The organism is Phyllobacterium zundukense, assembly GCF_002764115.1.
In the GTDB taxonomy this organism is placed as follows: domain Bacteria; phylum Pseudomonadota; class Alphaproteobacteria; order Rhizobiales; family Rhizobiaceae; genus Phyllobacterium; species Phyllobacterium zundukense.
This window is the reverse complement of sequence record NZ_CP017940.1, coordinates 146,551-164,005: the sequence shown is the minus strand read 5'-3', so window position 1 is coordinate 164,005 and position 17,455 is coordinate 146,551. Positions and strand designations below refer to the sequence as shown.

The following is a 17,455-nucleotide window of genomic DNA, read 5'->3' as shown; positions in this document are numbered from 1 at the left end:
CTAGGACAAGATTCATTTGATCCTTTACCAGCATTCCTCCCCAGATTTGGTAATTCAGGGTCAACAGAAAGTTAAAAGCGCCGCGCATCGTTGGGATGAGCGGCGCTTCATATCTGGTCTTCGATCAGCTGAAATATTGTCCGCCATTTGCCGAGATCGTCGAGCCAGTGATGAATCCCGCATCGTCGGAAGCGAGAAACACGACACAGCGCGCTACTTCCTCGGGCTCGCCCAGACGCCCGACCGGGATCTGTGGTATGATGCGCTCGTTAAGCACCTTCTCGTCGATCGCCCGCACCATTTCGGTTCCGATGTAACCGGGGCAAATGGCATTGACGGTAATTCCCGCGCGTGCGCCTTCCTGCGCCAGCGCCTTTGTAAACCCGATATCACCAGCCTTCGCCGCCGAATAGTTGACCTGTCCGGCCTGCCCCTTCTGCCCGTTGATGGAAGAGATGTTGATTACTCGCCCGAATTTACGATCGCGCATGCCGGTCCAAACCGGATGGGTCATGTTGAAGAGACCGGTCAAGTTGGTATTGATCACTTCGCTCCACTGACCCGGGGCCATCTTGTGGAACATCGCATCCCGGGTGATGCCGGCATTATTCACTAGCACGGCTACAGGGCCGAGATCGGCCTCTATTTTGGCAATCCCAGCAGCGCATTCCTCATAATTCGATACGTCCCATTTATAGGTAGCGATTCCCGTTTCCTTGCTGAATTTCTTCGCCGCGTCATCATTGCCGGCGTAGTTTGCCGCGACCTTGTAGCCAGCCGCTTTCAAAGCCACGCAAATGGCAGCGCCAATACCACGTGTTCCACCTGTCACGATTGCCGTTTTTGTCATTGTGCCCTCCCTTAAACGGATTTCTCTCAAACGAAGTGTGGTGATAAAAGGATAGAAGTGCACGGTATGGTTGCAATGCCACCACCCGCCGCTGAAAAACCGGCTCAACCATAATTGAGCCGGTTGAAATGATCATCAGTCCTTGATGCGCTCCACACAGAGCGCGACACCCATGCCGCCGCCGATGCAAAGCGTTGCGAGGCCCTTTGTCCCGTTACGGCGCTTCAATTCGAATAGCAGAGTATTGAGAACGCGGGCACCCGAGGCGCCAATGGGGTGACCGATGGCTATGGCGCCGCCGTTGACGTTGACGATATCCGGATTGAAGCCAAGGTCCTTGTTGACCGCGCAGGCCTGCGCAGCGAAAGCTTCATTTGCTTCAACGAGATCGAGATCCTCCGGCTTCCAACCGGCTTTTTCCAGCGCCTTGCGCGATGCGGGGATTGGGCCCGTTCCCATGATTGCCGGATCAACACCAGCCGTAGCCCAGGAAACGATTCGCGCCAGAGGCTTGATTCCACGGCGTTGGGCTTCTTCCTCGCTCATCAAGACGACGGCGGCAGCACCATCATTAAGACCCGATGCGTTACCAGCAGTCACCGTGCCATCCTTGTCGAAAGCGGGCCTCAGTTTTGCCAGTGAATCCAGTGTCGCGCCGTGCCGGATATATTCATCGTCGGCAACGACGACATCGCCTTTGCGTGTCTTGACCGTAAACGGGACAATTTCGTCCTTGAACTTTCCGGCTTTCTGCGCTGCCTCGGCCTTGTTTTGCGAGCCCAGGGCGAAATTATCCTGCTCTTCGCGGGTCAATTGCCACTTGCGTGCAATGTTCTCCGCCGTAATTCCCATGTGGTAGCCGTGGAATGCATCGGTCAGGCCATCCTTGATCATCGTATCGATCATCTTGAAATCACCCATCTTCACACCGCCGCGAAGATGCGAACAATGCGGCGCCATCGACATGGATTCCTGACCGCCCGCGACGATGATCTCCGCATCGCCTGTTGCGATCTGCTGCATGCCAAGTGCCACTGCGCGCAGACCCGAACCACAAAGCTGGTTGAGTCCCCACGCCGTAGCCTCCTGCGGAATACCTGCAGCCATCGCGGCCTGGCGAGCCGGATTCTGCCCCTCGCCCGCGCCCAGCACCTGACCCATGATCACTTCATCGACGTCTGCAGAATCGACACCCGCGCGATTGAGCACTTCCTTGATGACGGCGGCACCCAGTTCGTGTGCCGGGACATTGGCGAATGCGCCATTGAATGATCCAACAGGAGTGCGGGCGGCACTGACGATAACGATCGATTGGGTCATGGACGTTTCCTCATATTTGTCATGCTGAATTCATACAGCACATTCCCGGACAGAATTCCCTCCCAGCAACCGTTTGACAAGGCCCATTTAAGTCTAAGGCGAAATTATCCATTTCGCACTGCAGCATAGACGCCCATGCACTGCGTTGGATGCGCTGCACAAATCGCTTTGAATTGAAGCACTTTGCCCCTATCCTCCGAGGTCTATCCGTAAGCCGGCACGCAAATTCGGTAATAGGCATGAGGTTGGGGGAGTTGAGCAATGGCAAGTAAAACTGGCGATATCGTCATCAAGAAATACGCCAACCGGCGTCTCTACAACACCGGCACCAGCACCTATGTGACGCTCGAAGATTTGGCCGATATGGTGAAGCGGAATGAGGATTTTACGGTACAGGATGCAAAGACCGGCGAAGACATCACCCATTCAGTCCTGACCCAGATCATCTTTGAATTGGAGAACAAGGAGGGGCAGAACATGCTGCCAATCCCGTTCCTGCGTCAGTTGATTGCCTATTATGGCGATCAGATGCAAGTCGTGCTGCCAACATTCCTTGAACAATCCATGTCTGCCTTTGCCAAGGAGCAGGAGCGCATGCGCGAGCAGTTGACAGCAGCCTTTGGCAAGACACCAATGGATATGATGAATGTCAGCGCTCCGATAAAGCTTGTCGAGGAACAGGTTCGCCGAAATACGGAAATGCTGCAGCACGCGATGCGCATGTTCACACCTTTCCCGCTTGGCAAAACTGGCGGAGCGACAGAATCTGAAGACGCGCCCGTCTCTGAAAAGCCAACCAGGGATACCGGGCTGGATGAGTTGAAAGAACAGATCGCTGCCATGCAGCGCAAGCTCGACTCTCTCGACAAATAACGATCAAGCATCACCAGCGTGACACAAAACCCGGCGCCGCCTTCGGCAGCCGCGGGCAATAGAAAGCATGAAAGAGAACATCATGGCCCAGATTACACTTTCCAAAGCCAACACGATCATCAAGGCCGCCCTTGCCAAGGGAACGGAACTTGGGTTGCGCCCTTTATCGGTCGCCGTACTGGATGCAGGCGGTCACCTCAAGGCGTTCCAGAAACAGGATGGTGCGTCCATGCTGCGGTTTGAAATTGCCTTCGGCAAGGCCTTCGGCGCTCTCGCCATCGGCGCCGGTTCGCGCACTGTGGAAAAATTTGCCAAGGAGCGTCCGCATTTCGTGGAAGGTCTGGTTGCCGCGTCCGGCGGGCATGTTATTGCGGTGGCCGGGGGCGTTCTCGTGAAAAATGCCAAGGGCGAAATTCTTGGTGCCGTCGGCATTACTGGCGACACATCCGACAATGATGAAGTGGCAGCAATTGCTGGCATTGAGGCTGCGGGCTTTGTTGGAGATGGCGGCCAGAGCTGAATTTATTCATCGAGCGTTCCTTCGGATTGTCCGAGGGAACGCACCAGGCAAGGAACGAAAATGACGGGATCGGCCAAAGCTACAGTCTTCATTGACAATGATCGGGTCATCGTTACCGAGTATCGTTTTGGCGTTGGCGACAACACCGGCTGGCACCGACACGGACATGACTATGTCGTCGTCCCACTGACGGATGGCCGCGTGAAGCTCTTGACGAACGAAGGCGAAGCCTTCGCCGACATGAAGAAGGGCGTGCCGTATTTCCGCTCGGAAGGCGTCGAGCATGATGTCATCAACGCCAATGATGGCGAATATGCTTTCATCGAAATCGAGCTGAAATAGCTTCGCACAAAGAATCTCTGCAATTCGTGTCAAAATGCGTTCTGATAAGCCGTCATTGCATCGAGCGCATGTCTTTCGCGCTTTAAACCCGAAAGGAACTGCCATGAACTACACGATTTTGGCTTACGAAACAGCAGAACGCATACGCAGCCCGAACCGATCCCAGCAAGCAGGAAAACTATCGCGCCGGATGGATGGCTTATTCGCAAGTGCTCCGCGAAGCCGGTATAATGGTTACCGGCGCCGGGCTCCAGGCTCCCGACACCTCGACGACGGTGAAGTTGCATAATGGCCAGCGCATGGTTCAAGACGGACCATATGCCGACACGAAGGAGCAATTGGGCGGGTTCTACGTCATCAACGTCCCCGATCTCGACACAGCGCTTGGCTGGGCAGCCCGCTGCCCTGCAGCCATCGCTGGTGGCGTGGTCGAGGTGAGGCCCAATATTCAGATGCCAGGCTGATATGGAAGATAGTGACGCGCGCCGCGTTATCGAAATGGCGGCGCGTGACTCCTATGGCCGGTTGATCGCATTCCTCGCTGCTCGCTCGCATGACGTTGGAGCAGCCGAAGACGCGCTCGCCGACGCTTTTGCCTCGGCTCTGGAATCCTGGCCGCGCAATGGCATACCGGACAAGCCCGAGGCATGGCTTTTGACTGTCGCGCGTAATCGGATGACTGATGCCAGACGCCATGCCCGTGTAAGAACAGAAGCGTTGCCAGCCTTGCTCATGATAGCAGACGAGGCCCATGCTGTAGCAGACGCCAATATTTCATTTCCTGACGAGCGGCTGAAACTGCTGTTCATCAGCGCCCATCCAGCGATCGAACCCACTGCGCGCACGCCGCTCATGCTCCAGATATTGCTCGGACTGGATGCAGCACGCATAGGCTCCGCCTTTCTGATACAGCCCGCCGCCATGGGCCAGCGCCTGGCCCGGGCAAAGCGCAAGATCCGTGATGCAGGTATCGCTTTCGAAGTGCCTATGGCGAGGGATTTACCTGCGCGTCTTGAAGCTGTGCTGGAGGCCATATACGCCGCCTATGGTAGCAGTTGGGATGACGTGGCCGGTGCTGACCCACGCCGCAAGGGTCTGGCGCTTGAAGCAATCGACCTGTGCCGTATGCTTCTGCGGCTCATGCCCGATGAGGCGGAGATCCGGGGGCTCCTTGCACTTATGCTGCATTGTGAATCGCGACGTGAAGCGCGGCGCAATTCCACTGGAGCCTATGTACCACTCTCAGAGCAGGATACGGAGCACTGGGCGAAACCGATGATCAGCGAAGCCGAGCAATTGCTGAAGGTAGCTGCGCAATCGGGTTGCGTCGGGCGCTTTCAGCTGGAAGCAGCGATTCAGTCGGTGCATGCGCAGCGCGCAATAACGGGCCATACCAATTGGGAGGCGATTGCCCTGCTCCATGAGGGACTGGTTGTCCATACGCCAACGATTGGTGCCCTGGTTGGCCGGGCGGCCGCCCTAGCGGAAGCACGTAGCGCCGCTGCCAGTTGGGCTCAGCTTGAAGCGATTCCCGCCGAAGCTGTCAGGAATTACCAGCCCTATTGGGCACTTGCGGCGCATTTGCTCGCACGCCTGCGCCGCCTCGGCGAGGCTCGCATCGCCTATGGTCGCGCTATCGGTCTGTGCGAGGATCCGGCTATGCGTGACTTTCTTGCACAGCGGTTGCGAACGCTCCCGGATTAATCAAACAATCTGGATTTACCGGAAATTCACATCGCGGCCAGCGGAACGCAAGGAAACCGTAAACCCCGCCAAAATATCGAAGAATGCCATCGCCATAAGAATGAAGAACAGTGAGTGCGAGGCGCTGGGGACGAGCAGGAACTCCACGAGGAAGGCGACGAAGACGAATATCGACAGCAAATGATCGATAACCGATGCATCGCTGGTGCGTGCCGACTTCATGATCTCGAAGAACAGCAATGCTAGCGACAGAACCATCATCAGGTCGCCCAAAGTCATGCGCCAGGTGCCGCCGGACAGCATGTGCATTGAATAAAGCTCCGTCGCCCACGGGTCAGCGCCGCCGACACCCGCCAATCCGGCGATAACCAGATTGAAGACAACAAGCGGCACTATCATCAATGGAATGTTCGAAATCACTGCGTCTTCTCCCCAGCAAACCGTGTGCACAAATAAAAAAGACCGGCACAAGGGCCGGTCTTTTTATCACGAATTCGAAGAAGAGATCAGCCTTCTTTCGGCGTCAGAACCTGACGGCCGCGATACATGCCGGTCTTCAGATCGACATGATGCGGACGGCGCAGTTCGCCTGAATTCTTGTCTTCGACGTATGTCGGTGCCTTCAGCGCGTCGGCGGAACGGCGCATGCCGCGCTTCGACGGAGAAGTTTTTCGTTTAGGTACAGCCATTGTTCCAGCTCCAGTAATCAGTCAAAATCCGGCACTGGCCCGATCGAGCCTGTCACAATGGACAAAATTCCGGAAAGTTCGGCTGGGCTATACACGTCTTGAGACCTTTTGACCAGCAGGAGTCGTATATTTTTTGTCACGGCTGCCGTATCCCGCGAATTTATACCTTGGTCGCTGTTATTTGACACAGCCGATGTAGGCACCGGCACCGCGCGCCCGGCGCTCATTGACCCGTGCCAATGTCTGCATCCCCCGACCTGGCTTTGCCGGATTCCGTACGATTGGATTAGGCAAGGTTACGGCTAGGTAAGCAGCCTGACGCGGCGAAAGATTGGCAGCACTGACCTTGAAATGGTGCTGGGCGGCGGCTTCGATACCGTAGATTCCTGGTCCCCATTCGGCGATATTCAGATAGACTTCCATCAACCGCCGCTTAGGCAGGATAAGGTCTGTAATGACAGCGAGTGGCACTTCAAGACCTTTGCGGATGAAGGAGCGGCTGGTCCAGAGGAACAGATTCTTGGCCGTCTGCATTGTGATCGTCGACGCACCGCGCGTTTGTTCGCCATCGATTGCGTCGGAAACCACGGAATTCAGTGCATCCCAGTCAACACCCGAATGGAAACAGAACCTGGCATCTTCCGACATCATCACTGAATTGACGAGTGTCGGAGAAATTTGGTCCATGGATACCCAACGGCGGTCATAACCGGAAAACGTCGCGAGATCTTTCACCATCAACGTGGAAACCGGATGGACAAATGGCAGTCTGTAAAGACTGAGCAGGATGATCGGCAGCATGATCAGGATGATTCCGATCAGAATCAAATAACGCGTGATCCGGCCAAAAGGTGAACGGCCGGGATCAACCAGATAACCTCTGCCCCGCTTATTTCTGACCAGAACCCTCGTCACACATCCCGTCCGCTCTAAAAAACTCCCGTTGGACATAGAGCAAAGAGCCTCGGAAGGGAATTCTTTCTGTGATTTTCCGCACTCTACACACAGGGTCCGCCGCAAAATCATAATCACGACCCTATACGGCCATTGACCGGAGAGCCATTTTCCGGTCATTGCCATAACATGATGACAGATTCCGGTTTCTCATTGTTCCAGATCACACTGCAGCAACGCACAGCATCGGTCGAGACGCTGCTGTCTGAATTGCTGTCCGATCGGCCGCAAAGCGGCGAGATCAGCCGCCCGCCACGCCTGATGGCTGCGATGCGGCACGGTGTATTGAACGGGGGTAAGCGCCTGCGTCCGTTTCTGGTGATGGAAAGTGCCGCCCTCTTTGGCGCGGATAATCTTGCTGCCTTGCGCGTCGCCGCAGCACTCGAATGCGTGCACAGCTATTCGCTCGTCCACGACGATCTGCCTGCCATGGACAATGACGATATGCGGCGCGGCCAGCCGACCGTGCATCGCAAATTTGACGAAGCCGCCGCCATTCTCGCTGGGGACAGCCTCCTGACCTATGCGTTCGCACTGATCGCCAGCGAGGAGACTGAACTTGATGCACAAGCCCGCGTCGCGCTCATTGCGGCGCTTGCTCGCGCTTCCGGGATTGGTGGCATGACCGGCGGTCAGGCGCTTGACCTTGAAGCCGCGAATGTCAAGCCGGACGAAGAGGGCATCATCCGGTTGCAGGCAATGAAAACCGGGGCACTGATCCGCTTCGCGTGCGAGGCGGGCGCCATCATCGGTCATGCCGACACCAAGGATCGCGAACGGCTGGCGGAATATGGTTCGGCCATTGGCCTCGCCTTTCAGCTTGCCGATGACCTGCTCGATGTAACTGCGGACGCGAGCAACATGGGTAAAGCGACAGGCAAGGATGCTGCTGCCGGTAAAGCCACTCTCGTATCGATGCACAGTGTTGAATGGACCAAGCGCCAACTGGCGGGCTTGGTCGCGCAAGCCGAAGATCTTCTGGCACCTTTCGGTGAAAAGGCAGCGCTGCTCAAGGATGCAGCACACTTTATCGCTGAGCGGAAGAATTAGCGCGGACGATTATTCGGCCGCGTGCGAACCTGCGCCCTGTCCAAAACGGTTCTCGATGTAATCGGCCACCATCTTCTGGAATTCCTGGGCGATACCGGCGCCGCGCAGCGTCGCCACCTTCTTGCCATCGACAAAGACCGGTGCGGAGGGCGTTTCGCCGGTTCCCGGCAGTGAAATTCCGATATCGGCCATCTTGGATTCCCCAGGTCCATTGACGATGCAGCCCATGACGGCAACGTTCAGTGCCTCGACACCCGGGTATTTCTCTCGCCAGACCGGCATATTGGTACGGATGTCGCTCTGGATCGACTGCGCTAACTCCTGAAACACTGTCGACGTCGTACGTCCGCAGCCGGGGCACGCAGCGACAATCGGAATGAACTGGCGGAAACCCATGGTCTGCAACAATTCCTGCGCCACCTGCACTTCGCGCGTGCGATCGCCGCCCGGTTCCGGCGTCAGCGAAATGCGGATTGTATCGCCAATGCCCTGTTGCAACAGGATACCCATTGCGGCCGACGAGGCGACGATACCCTTCGAACCCATTCCGGCTTCGGTCAGGCCTAAATGCAGTGCATGGTCGCAACGCCGCGCAAGCTCGGCATAGACGGCGATCAGGTCCTGAACCTGGCTGACCTTGGCAGACAGGATGATCTTCGAGCGCGGCAAGCCGATCTCTTCGGCAAGTTGTGACGAAATAAGCGCTGACTGGACGATGGCCTCACGTGTCACCTGCTCCGCCGTCAGTGGCGCGCCTGCAGCGTGGTTCTGGTCCATCAGGACCGTCAGAAGTTCCTGATCGAGCGATCCCCAGTTGACCCCAATGCGTACGGGCTTGTCGTAGCGGATCGCCATTTCAATGATCGCACCGAATTGCGCATCCTTCTTGTCCTTGAAGCCGACATTGCCCGGATTGATGCGATATTTCGCCAATGCCTCAGCGCAAGCCGGATGATCGGCCAGAAGCTTGTGACCGATATAGTGAAAATCACCCACGAGCGGGACAGAAAGGCCAAGGCGGTCGAGCCGCTCTCGGATTTTGGGAACCGCCGCCGCAGATTCATCCCGGTCAACAGTAATGCGAACGATCTGCGAGCCTGCACGGGAAAGCGCCGCCACCTGTGCCACCGTACCGTCGATATCGGCGGTATCCGTATTGGTCATCGATTGAACAACAACGGGCGCGCCCCCACCAACCATGATACCACCCACGTCGACTCCAACCGAGGGCCGCCGGGCAAAGGGTTGCGAATAGTATTCAGACATCGTGAAGCTCCAGATATGCTGTTCACGTGGAGCAGCTATCGCTGTTTGTCAACTCCGTGCGACGTTGTAACAGGATGCTACGCCCATAACGCAGGCCTTACATGACAAAGTGTTCATGCTCCAAGCCTAGCAATTTTGCTGCAATGCAATATATTCCGGGAGCCCTCCGCACGCCCGGTTGATCAAACCAAAGGAAATTTTCGTCATGGCCAAGAAGACCGCAGTTGTTACAGGTTCCAATTCCGGCATCGGCCTAGGTTCTGCCCACGCGCTTGCAGCGGCAGGGTACAATGTCGTAATCAATTCGTTCACGGACCGGCCCGAGGACCATGCACTTGCCGGGGAGATCGCCGATAAGCACGGGGTTGGTGTCGCCTATATCAAGGCAGACATGTCGAATGGTGGCGAGTGCCGCGTCCTGATTGACAAGGCAGCCGAAACTTTTGGTAGCGTTGATGTGCTCGTGAACAATGCCGGCATTCAGTTTGTCGCGCCGGTAGACGAGTTCCCGACTGAAAAGTGGGATGCGATCATTGCGATCAATTTGACATCGGCTTTCCATACGACAGCCGCCGCCCTCCCCTACATGAAGCAAGCCGGCTGGGGCCGCATCATCAATATTGCATCGGCGCATGGTCTCAGGGCATCTCCATTCAAATCCGCCTATGTCTCGGCAAAACACGGCATTCTCGGTCTGACCAAGACCGTTGCACTGGAAGTTGCCGAAAAGCACATCACCTGCAATGCAATCTGCCCCGGTTACGTGCTGACGCCACTGGTTGAAGCACAGATTCCCGATCAGATGAAAGCACACAACATGGATCGTGAAACGGTCATTCGCGAAGTCATGCTCGACAAGCAGGCGACGAAGGAATTCGCCACGGTTGACCAGATCGGCGCAACGGTCGTCTTCCTCGCAAGCGACGCTGCCGCCCAGATAACGGGGACGTCCATATCGGTCGATGGCGGCTGGACGGCAACATAATGAGTACTAAACCCAAGGCGATCAATATCGCGCTGCAAGGCGGCGGTTCGCACGGCGCCTTCACCTGGGGCGTGCTTGACCGCATTCTCGAAGACGGACGACTGACGATCGAAGGCATATCCGGCACCAGTGCTGGCGCGATGAATGCCGTGGCGCTGGCTGATGGCTGGTCGCACAATGGTGCAGAGGGTGCGCGGGCAAAACTGCATGAATTCTGGCGCGCAGTCGGACGCACCGGCCAGTTCAGCCCCGTTCAACGCTCTCCGTGGGACAGGTTCTTTGGCAACTGGTCGGTCGAGAACGGTTTGGGATACAATCTCTTCGAGCAATTCTCGCGGATGTTCTCACCCTATGAACTCAATCCGTTCAACCTCAACCCCCTGCGGGATGTCGTTGAAAAGGAGATCGATTTCGAACGTGTGAGGTCCTGCTCAAAGCTTAAACTCTTCATTTCTGCGACGAATGTCGAAAGCGGGCGACTGCGCGTTTTCTCGCAATCGGAACTCAGTGCCGATGTCGTAATGGCCTCCACCTGTCTTCCCTATATTTTTCAGGCTGTGGAGATCGATGGCGAGCCCTATTGGGATGGCGGCTATGGCGGCAATCCCGCACTTTACCCGTTCTTCTATTCGAGTGAGAGCGAAGATGTCCTGCTGATACAGATCAATCCGATCGAACGGCGCGGCACGCCCAAGACGGCCCGTGAAATCACCGATCGTATCGACGAGATCACCTTCAATGCCGCGCTCCTGCGCGAGCTCCGTTCCATTGCTTTTGTCAATTCGCTGATCGACGCGGGCAGGCTTCAACATGGCGAATACCGCCATATCCGCATGCATCGCATCGACGCGGATGAAGCCCTTGCGGGTCTCGCTGCGTCATCCAAGATCAATGCGGAATGGGCCTTCCTCGAATACCTGCGCGATCTGGGGCGCGCCGCCGCGGAAGACTGGCTGGAGGAACATTTCGACGCGGTTGGCGAACACGCCACGCTCGACCTGTCGGGCGAGCTGGCGCCAGAGATGAATGTGGGCCTGAAATCGCACAAGCCTGGCAGACGAGTGACGGATTTCCTCATGCAACGCAAGAAGCCTGCCGTTGTAGCGCGGCGGGCTTAGTTCTGGTTCCTGTCGGCACTTTTCGCGAGATTGGCCATCAAAAACACGACGATCAACAGTCCGGCAAGCACCATATAGACCGGTCCGAAACCGGCCTTGCCGCCGACAAAACCGATGGCCGAGGGCGCAACGAGTATGCCCGAATAGCCCATCAGCGTGACCATGCTGAGCGCTACCCCCGAGGAAGTCCCCTCCTGATTGCCTGCTGCCGAAAAGGCAATGGGCACCATATTGGCAATACCGAGACCCGAAAAAGCAAAGGCTAGGATGGCTATCCAGGATGTCGGTGCAAGACTTGCCACCAACATGCCCGCTGCTCCAATGAGCGCCGAAACGCGTAAAGTGTTTACGGCGCCGAAGCGATCACGCACCCTATCTCCCAGAAAGCGCATGATCGACATCGTGCCGGAAAAGGCGGCAAAGGCGAAGCCGGCAGTGGCGATATCCGCGCCACGTTCCTGCTGCAGATAGAGGGCGGCCCAATCCAGCACGGAACCTTCGGGCACCATGGAAAACAGCGCCATCAGACCGATCAAATAAATCAGCGGATTGGTTGGAAACGCCAGCTTCTGCTTCTCATGCACGACCGGTGTTTCTTCGGTGATCATGAAGCGAAAAGCCGCAAGGCCAAGCACAATAGCGATGAGGGTAACGACCACAGCATGCGTGAGATAACCATGCGCCTCAATCAAAAGGCCGCCGAGGCCACCGCCGGCAAAACCACCAAGGCTCCAGAATCCGTGCGACGACGACATGACCGCACGCGACAGCTTTTTCTCCACCTCCACCGCATTGGCATTCATCGCGACATCCATGCCGCCAATCACAGCGCCGAAGAGAAACAGTGCGGGCGCTGCGGTCAGGACATTCGGAGCGAGGGCAACGAGCAACAGCGACAAGGAGCAGAACACCGCAAAGCCTTTCACGACGGCACGCGACCCATACCTTCCGATAAGATAGCCGCACCAGGGCATGGAGGACAAAGCCCCGACGCCGAACACCAGGATGAGGAGACCAAGCGTGAATTCACTGATCCCGAGACGCGTCATGAACACCGGGATTTGCGGCGCCCAACTACCGATCAGAAACCCGTTGAAAAAGAAAGCCCACGCCACAGCCCATCGGCCATAAACAGCTTTCCTGGCGTAAACAGAGGCATCCATGGTTTCATCACCTGTTGAACGTTGGTACTGGGTAGACATTCAGATCATCTGATAAAGGGCAGATCACGCAAGCTTGTCGCCTGCGACGATCACCTCGACGCCCGCCTCGCTTATACGCTCCAGGATTGAGCGATCTGCTGTCTTGTCGGTTACAAGCGTGGATACGATCGATATCGGACCTATGGCAAAGGGACCTTGTTTGAGAAGTTTTTCGCTCGTTGCCAGAAGAATGATCTCATTGCATGCCTGACCAAACGCCAGTTTCATACGGGCATCATCATAGTTCTCAGCGCGCAGCATCAGTCCTTCGTCGACGGCGCAGGCACCAAGTACACAATAGTCGACACGCATGGACTGGACTTCAGCCAGCGTGGATTGCCCGATAGCACTGCGCGTTAGCCGGTTCAGGCTTCCGCCCAGAAGGATGACCTCGCAGCAGGGATGGTCGAGTGCCGCCGCGGCGATATCGGGGGAACCGGTGATGATACATGTCTGAAGGTCTGTAGGAAGTGCACGAACGAATTCCAGCACCGTTGTGCTGGAGTCGAGAAGCATCGTAGCATTCGCCGGTATCCGGGCCGCCGCCGCAGCGGCAATTGCCTTTTTACCGGCGGTCTCATCCCGGGCACGCTGCTGAAAACTTCGAGGACCTAATCTGCTTCTCGCTGCCCCTCCATGGAACCGCTGAACAAGACCCTGCTCGGCCAGTTCCCGCAGATCCCGGCGGATAGAGTCTTCCGAGACGCCAAATTCGGACGCAACCGCGTTTGCCAGCACGCGACCGGACTCATTGATCCTCTTGAGGATCATGCTCTTTCTTTCGTCCGGCGACAAATCTTTCAACATTGAAGCAGCCCTTTGCGCATATCGTTCCTATAGCGGATATTGCCGATATCGGCAATATCAAATGCGTATATATGCATAAATAGGCAAATGGGGAAGTTGCGGCCTCGGCTTCCGCCACTGAATTGCTACCCGATTTCATAATGTGAGCGTGCCAGCTGAAACGACAAAAAGCCCCCGCATGCGGAGGCTTTTTCAATTGACGAGCTTGCTGATGCGAATATCCCTGTAAGCCTATTCGTAAACGATCAGCAGATCCTTGGCGTCGATCTGATCACCGGCACGGACAAGTACTTCGGCAATTGTACCGTCGCGTTCTGCACGCAGGGCGGTTTCCATCTTCATCGCTTCGATGGAAAGCAATACGTCACCTGCATTGACTTTCTGCCCGGTCGAAATCCCCACCGTCGAGACAATCCCTGGCATTGGCGCGCCGACATGCTTGTCGTTTCCAAGTTCAGCTTTGCGCCTGACGCCAGCGCCACTTCCGGCACGCGTACGGTCGGGCACTTTCACGCGGCGTGGCTGACCGTTCATCTCGAAGAACACCGTGCACATGCCCTTTTCGTCGGCCTCACCCACGGCTTGGTTGCGCACGACCAGTGTCTTGCCACGCTCGATATCGAGAAAGACTTCCTCTTCCTGGGCCAGACCATAGAAATAGACATGCGTCGGCAGGACGCTTGTCGGCCCGTAGGTTCCGTGCGTAACCGCGAAATCCGTGAAGACCTTCGGATACATCAGGTACGACGCGAATTCCTGGTCGCTGATCTTGCGTTCCAGCTTTGCCTCGATCTCCTTGCGCTCAGCATCGAGATCGGCCGGTTTCAATAAGGCGCCGGGACGTTCGGTGAACGGCTTTTCGTCCTTCAGAACCTTTTTCTGGATATCCTTGGGCCAGCCTTTTGGCGGTTGCCCGAGATCGCCGCGCATCATCGACACGACCGAATCCGGAAAGGCAATGTCCTTGTCCGGGTTCTTAACATCGGCAACAGAAAGATCCTGGCTCACCATCATCAACGCCATGTCGCCGACAACCTTGGAGGATGGCGTTACCTTGACGATATCGCCGAACATCTGATTGACGTCGGCATAGGCTTGCGCGACTTCATGCCAGCGGGTCTCAAGGCCAAGCGAGCGCGCCTGTTCCTTGAGATTGGTGAACTGGCCGCCTGGCATTTCATGCAAATAAACTTCTGACGCTGGTCCTTTCAGGTCGCTTTCGAAGGCCGCATATTGCGTGCGTACTGCTTCCCAATAGAAGGAAATGCGGCGGATCCATTCCGGATCGAGACCAGGATCACGCTCCGTACCCTTCAGCGCCTCGACAATCGAACCGAGGCAGGGCTGCGAGGTATTGCCGGAGAGCGCATCCATGGCGGCGTCCACGACATCCACGCCCGCATCCACGGCGGCAAGCACGGTCGCAGCCGAAATGCCTGACGTGTCATGCGTATGGAAGTGCAACGGCAGATCGGTCGCCTCACGCAACGCTTTGAACAGCACCTTGGCCGCACCTGGCTTCAACAGGCCTGCCATATCCTTGACGGCGATGATATGCGCGCCAGCCTTTTCCACTTGCTGGGCAAGATCGACATAATATTTCAGATCGTATTTCGGCCGGGCAGAATTCAGGATGTCGCCAGTATAGCAAATCGCAGCTTCGCAGAGCTTGTTCTCCTCCACGACCGCATCCATGGTGACACGCATGTTCTCGACCCAGTTCAGACTGTCGAACACGCGGAAAACATCGATGCCGCCCCGCGCAGCCTGCTGCACGAAATATTTCACGACGTTGTCAGGATAGCTCTTGTACCCGACACCATTGGCGCCGCGCAGCAGCATCTGCAGCAGAATGTTCGGCGCTTGCTCGCGGATTTCCGCAAGACGCTCCCACGGATCTTCTGTCAGGAACCGCATGGCCACATCGAACGTTGCCCCGCCCCAACACTCCAGTGAGAACAATTGCGGCAGCGCGCGAGCATAAGTGCCGGCAACACGGGCGATGTCATAGGTGCGCATGCGGGTCGCGAGCAGCGATTGGTGACCGTCGCGCATTGTCGTGTCAGTGAACAACACACGTTTCTCATCGCGCATCCACTCGGCAAACTTCTTCGGCCCAAGTTGATCGAGAAGCTGCTTGGTACCGTCTGGAATTGGCGTCTCGATGAACGGCACCCGTGGCAGCGCAGCTTCCTTGGGTGGCATGGCGCGGCCCTTGGTTTCGGGATGCCCGTTCACAGTCACGTCAGCCAGGTATGTGAGAAGTTTGGTGGCACGATCTTGCCGCTTCACCTGAGCGAATAGTTCCGGCGTCGTGTCGATGAATTTGGTTGTGTAGGAATGGTCCAGGAACTTCGGATGCGTGATGATGGCTTCAAGGAAGGTCAGGTTCGTGGCGACACCGCGGATGCGGAACTCGCGCAATGCCCGGTGCATCCTGTGGATCGTCTCGTCGGCCGTTGGCGACCACGCAGTGATCTTTTCCAGTAGAGGGTCGTAAAAACGTGTGATCACGGCACCCGAATAGGCCGTACCGCCGTCGAGCCGGATACCAAAGCCGGTTGCGCCGCGATAGGCGGTGATGCGACCGTAGTCCGGGATGAAATTCTGTTCCGGATCTTCCGTGGTGATACGACACTGCAGCGCATGGCCGTTCAGCTTGATATCTTTTTGCGCGGGTACACCTGATTCCGGCGTGCCGATTGTTGCGCCTTCAAGGATGCGGATCTGGGCCTTGACGATGTCTATACCGGTCACTTCTTCCGTTACGGTGTGTTCGACCTGGATACGCGGATTGACCTCGATGAAATAGAAATCGCCAGTATCGGCGTCCATCAGGAACTCGATCGTCCCGGCACCGATATAATTCGTCGCCTTGGCGATCTTCAGGCCGTAATCCGAGATTTCCTTGCGCTGGGCTTCATTGAGATAAGGAGCGGGAGCGCGCTCCACCACCTTTTGGTTACGCCGCTGGATCGAGCAGTCGCGCTCGAACAGATGCACCGCATTGCCATGTGTATCGCCGAGTATCTGCACTTCCACATGGCGTGCCCGTTGCACCAGCTTTTCGAGATAGACCTCATCCTTGCCGAAGGCCGCCTTGGCTTCACGCTTGCCTTCCGTGACTTCTCGGGCAACGTCATCCGGCGAGAAGATAGCACGCATGCCGCGCCCGCCGCCGCCCCATGACGCTTTCAACATGACCGGATAACCGATCTGCTCGGCCATGGCCTTGACCGCTTCCATGTCGTCAGGGAGTGGCTCGGTGGCAGGAACCACCGGAACACCGATCTCAATCGCCAGATTGCGTGCTGCAACCTTATTGCCAAGGCGGCGCATGGTCTCGGGCTTGGGGCCGATGAAGATGATACCAGCCCCGGCGCAAGCCTCGGCAAACTCCGGACTTTCCGAAAGAAGGCCGTAACCTGGATGAATGGCGTCGGCGCCGGAGAGCTTGGCGACGCGAATGATTTCTTCGATCGACAGATAACTCTCGATCGGGCCCATATCCTTGGCCAGATGAGGGCCACGCCCAACCTGATAGGATTCATCGGCCTTGAAGCGATGCAGCGCCAGCTTGTCCTCTTCCGCCCATATCGCCACAGTTTTCATGCCGAGCTCATTGGCAGCGCGAAACACCCGGATCGCGATTTCCGATCGGTTGGCGACGAGAATTTTCTTTATAGGCAAGGCGGAAACTCCGGATCGTGACGAAGGCAAAATCAATTGGCCGCGTTAACTGGCTTAAGATTGCTGCAGTGCAAACAACGCATAT

The 17,455-nt window shown here is 56.7% G+C and carries 17 protein-coding genes; 8 read left to right on the top strand and 9 right to left on the bottom strand.

Translation table 11 applies throughout. From position 1 onward, the window contains the following. Positions 1-124 precede the first annotated feature (124 nt). Both phbB and BLM14_RS00795 read right to left on the bottom strand, forming a co-directional pair. Positions 125-850, bottom strand: coding sequence for a beta-ketoacyl-ACP reductase (gene phbB / locus BLM14_RS00800; protein ID WP_099997666.1), 726 nt, complete (start codon positions 848-850; stop codon positions 125-127). 135 nt (positions 851-985) lie between these two features. Beyond that, positions 986-2,170, bottom strand: coding sequence for an acetyl-CoA C-acetyltransferase (locus BLM14_RS00795; protein ID WP_099997665.1), 1,185 nt, complete (start codon positions 2,168-2,170; stop codon positions 986-988). Between the two features lie 261 nt (positions 2,171-2,431). Here BLM14_RS00795 and phaR point away from each other — a divergent pair, with 261 nt between their 5' ends. The 5 genes from phaR (at position 2,432) to BLM14_RS00770 (ending at position 5,609) form a co-directional block, all read left to right on the top strand. Then, the gene (phaR, locus tag BLM14_RS00790; protein ID WP_099997664.1) at positions 2,432-3,043 is read left to right on the top strand and encodes a polyhydroxyalkanoate synthesis repressor PhaR; all 612 of its coding nucleotides are present in this window, start codon (positions 2,432-2,434) and stop codon (positions 3,041-3,043) included. Between the two features lie 82 nt (positions 3,044-3,125). Further along, positions 3,126-3,563, top strand: a complete 438-nt coding sequence (locus tag BLM14_RS00785) for a GlcG/HbpS family heme-binding protein (protein WP_100000957.1) — start codon at positions 3,126-3,128, stop codon at positions 3,561-3,563. Between the two features lie 60 nt (positions 3,564-3,623). Next, positions 3,624-3,905 (top strand): cupin domain-containing protein, encoded by a 282-nt coding sequence (locus BLM14_RS00780; protein WP_099997663.1) that lies wholly within the window; start codon positions 3,624-3,626, stop codon positions 3,903-3,905. A gap of 194 nt (positions 3,906-4,099) precedes the next feature. Next, positions 4,100-4,369, top strand: a complete 270-nt coding sequence (locus BLM14_RS00775) for a YciI family protein (protein WP_237143425.1) — start codon at positions 4,100-4,102, stop codon at positions 4,367-4,369. 1 nt (position 4,370) lies between these two features. After that, on the top strand, positions 4,371-5,609 hold the full coding sequence (locus BLM14_RS00770; protein WP_099997662.1) for an RNA polymerase sigma factor: 1,239 nt from the start codon (positions 4,371-4,373) through the stop codon (positions 5,607-5,609). Positions 5,610-5,624: 15 nt separating this feature from the next. On the opposite strand, the gene BLM14_RS00765 is transcribed toward BLM14_RS00770, so the two are convergent. The 3 genes from BLM14_RS00765 to mtgA form a co-directional block, all read right to left on the bottom strand. Further along, positions 5,625-6,029, bottom strand: a complete 405-nt coding sequence (locus tag BLM14_RS00765; protein ID WP_099997661.1) for a hypothetical protein — start codon at positions 6,027-6,029, stop codon at positions 5,625-5,627. 86 nt (positions 6,030-6,115) lie between these two features. Further along, positions 6,116-6,298 (bottom strand): 50S ribosomal protein L32, encoded by a 183-nt coding sequence (gene rpmF / locus BLM14_RS00760; protein ID WP_008121851.1) that lies wholly within the window; start codon positions 6,296-6,298, stop codon positions 6,116-6,118. Positions 6,299-6,475: 177 nt separating this feature from the next. After that, positions 6,476-7,099, bottom strand: coding sequence for a monofunctional biosynthetic peptidoglycan transglycosylase (gene mtgA, locus BLM14_RS00755; protein WP_237143576.1), 624 nt, complete (start codon positions 7,097-7,099; stop codon positions 6,476-6,478). 285 nt (positions 7,100-7,384) lie between these two features. Here mtgA and BLM14_RS00750 point away from each other — a divergent pair, with 285 nt between their 5' ends. Next, positions 7,385-8,302, top strand: coding sequence for a polyprenyl synthetase family protein (locus BLM14_RS00750; RefSeq protein ID WP_100000956.1), 918 nt, complete (start codon positions 7,385-7,387; stop codon positions 8,300-8,302). Between the two features lie 9 nt (positions 8,303-8,311). Here the strand turns inward: BLM14_RS00750 and ispG are convergent, their stop codons facing one another. After that, positions 8,312-9,568 carry a flavodoxin-dependent (E)-4-hydroxy-3-methylbut-2-enyl-diphosphate synthase gene (ispG, locus tag BLM14_RS00745; RefSeq protein ID WP_099997659.1) on the bottom strand — a complete coding sequence of 419 codons (1,257 nt, stop codon included), beginning with the start codon at positions 9,566-9,568 and terminating at the stop codon, positions 8,312-8,314. Positions 9,569-9,773: 205 nt separating this feature from the next. On the opposite strand from ispG, the gene BLM14_RS00740 reads away from it, so the two are divergent. Both BLM14_RS00740 and BLM14_RS00735 read left to right on the top strand, forming a co-directional pair. Beyond that, positions 9,774-10,553 (top strand): 3-hydroxybutyrate dehydrogenase, encoded by a 780-nt coding sequence (locus BLM14_RS00740; protein WP_099997658.1) that lies wholly within the window; start codon positions 9,774-9,776, stop codon positions 10,551-10,553. Continuing rightward, entirely contained in the window at positions 10,538-11,671 is a 1,134-nt protein-coding gene (locus tag BLM14_RS00735) for a patatin-like phospholipase family protein (protein ID WP_418314249.1), read from the top strand. Before BLM14_RS00740 ends, BLM14_RS00735 begins: the two co-directional genes overlap by 16 nt. On the opposite strand, the gene BLM14_RS00730 is transcribed toward BLM14_RS00735, so the two are convergent. The 3 genes from BLM14_RS00730 to pyc all read right to left on the bottom strand — a co-directional run bounded on the left by BLM14_RS00730 (position 11,668) and on the right by pyc (position 17,370). Beyond that, positions 11,668-12,834 carry an MFS transporter gene (locus BLM14_RS00730; RefSeq protein ID WP_099997656.1) on the bottom strand — a complete coding sequence of 389 codons (1,167 nt, stop codon included), beginning with the start codon at positions 12,832-12,834 and terminating at the stop codon, positions 11,668-11,670. The two genes, BLM14_RS00735 and BLM14_RS00730, sit on opposite strands and share 4 nt — an antisense overlap. 63 nt (positions 12,835-12,897) lie before the next feature. Beyond that, positions 12,898-13,644: a DeoR/GlpR family DNA-binding transcription regulator gene (locus BLM14_RS00725; protein ID WP_237143424.1), complete on the bottom strand. Its 747-nt coding sequence runs from the start codon at positions 13,642-13,644 to the stop codon at positions 12,898-12,900. 267 nt (positions 13,645-13,911) lie between these two features. Further along, positions 13,912-17,370 carry a pyruvate carboxylase gene (gene pyc, locus BLM14_RS00720; RefSeq protein ID WP_099997654.1) on the bottom strand — a complete coding sequence of 1,153 codons (3,459 nt, stop codon included), beginning with the start codon at positions 17,368-17,370 and terminating at the stop codon, positions 13,912-13,914. Positions 17,371-17,455: the final 85 nt, after the last annotated feature.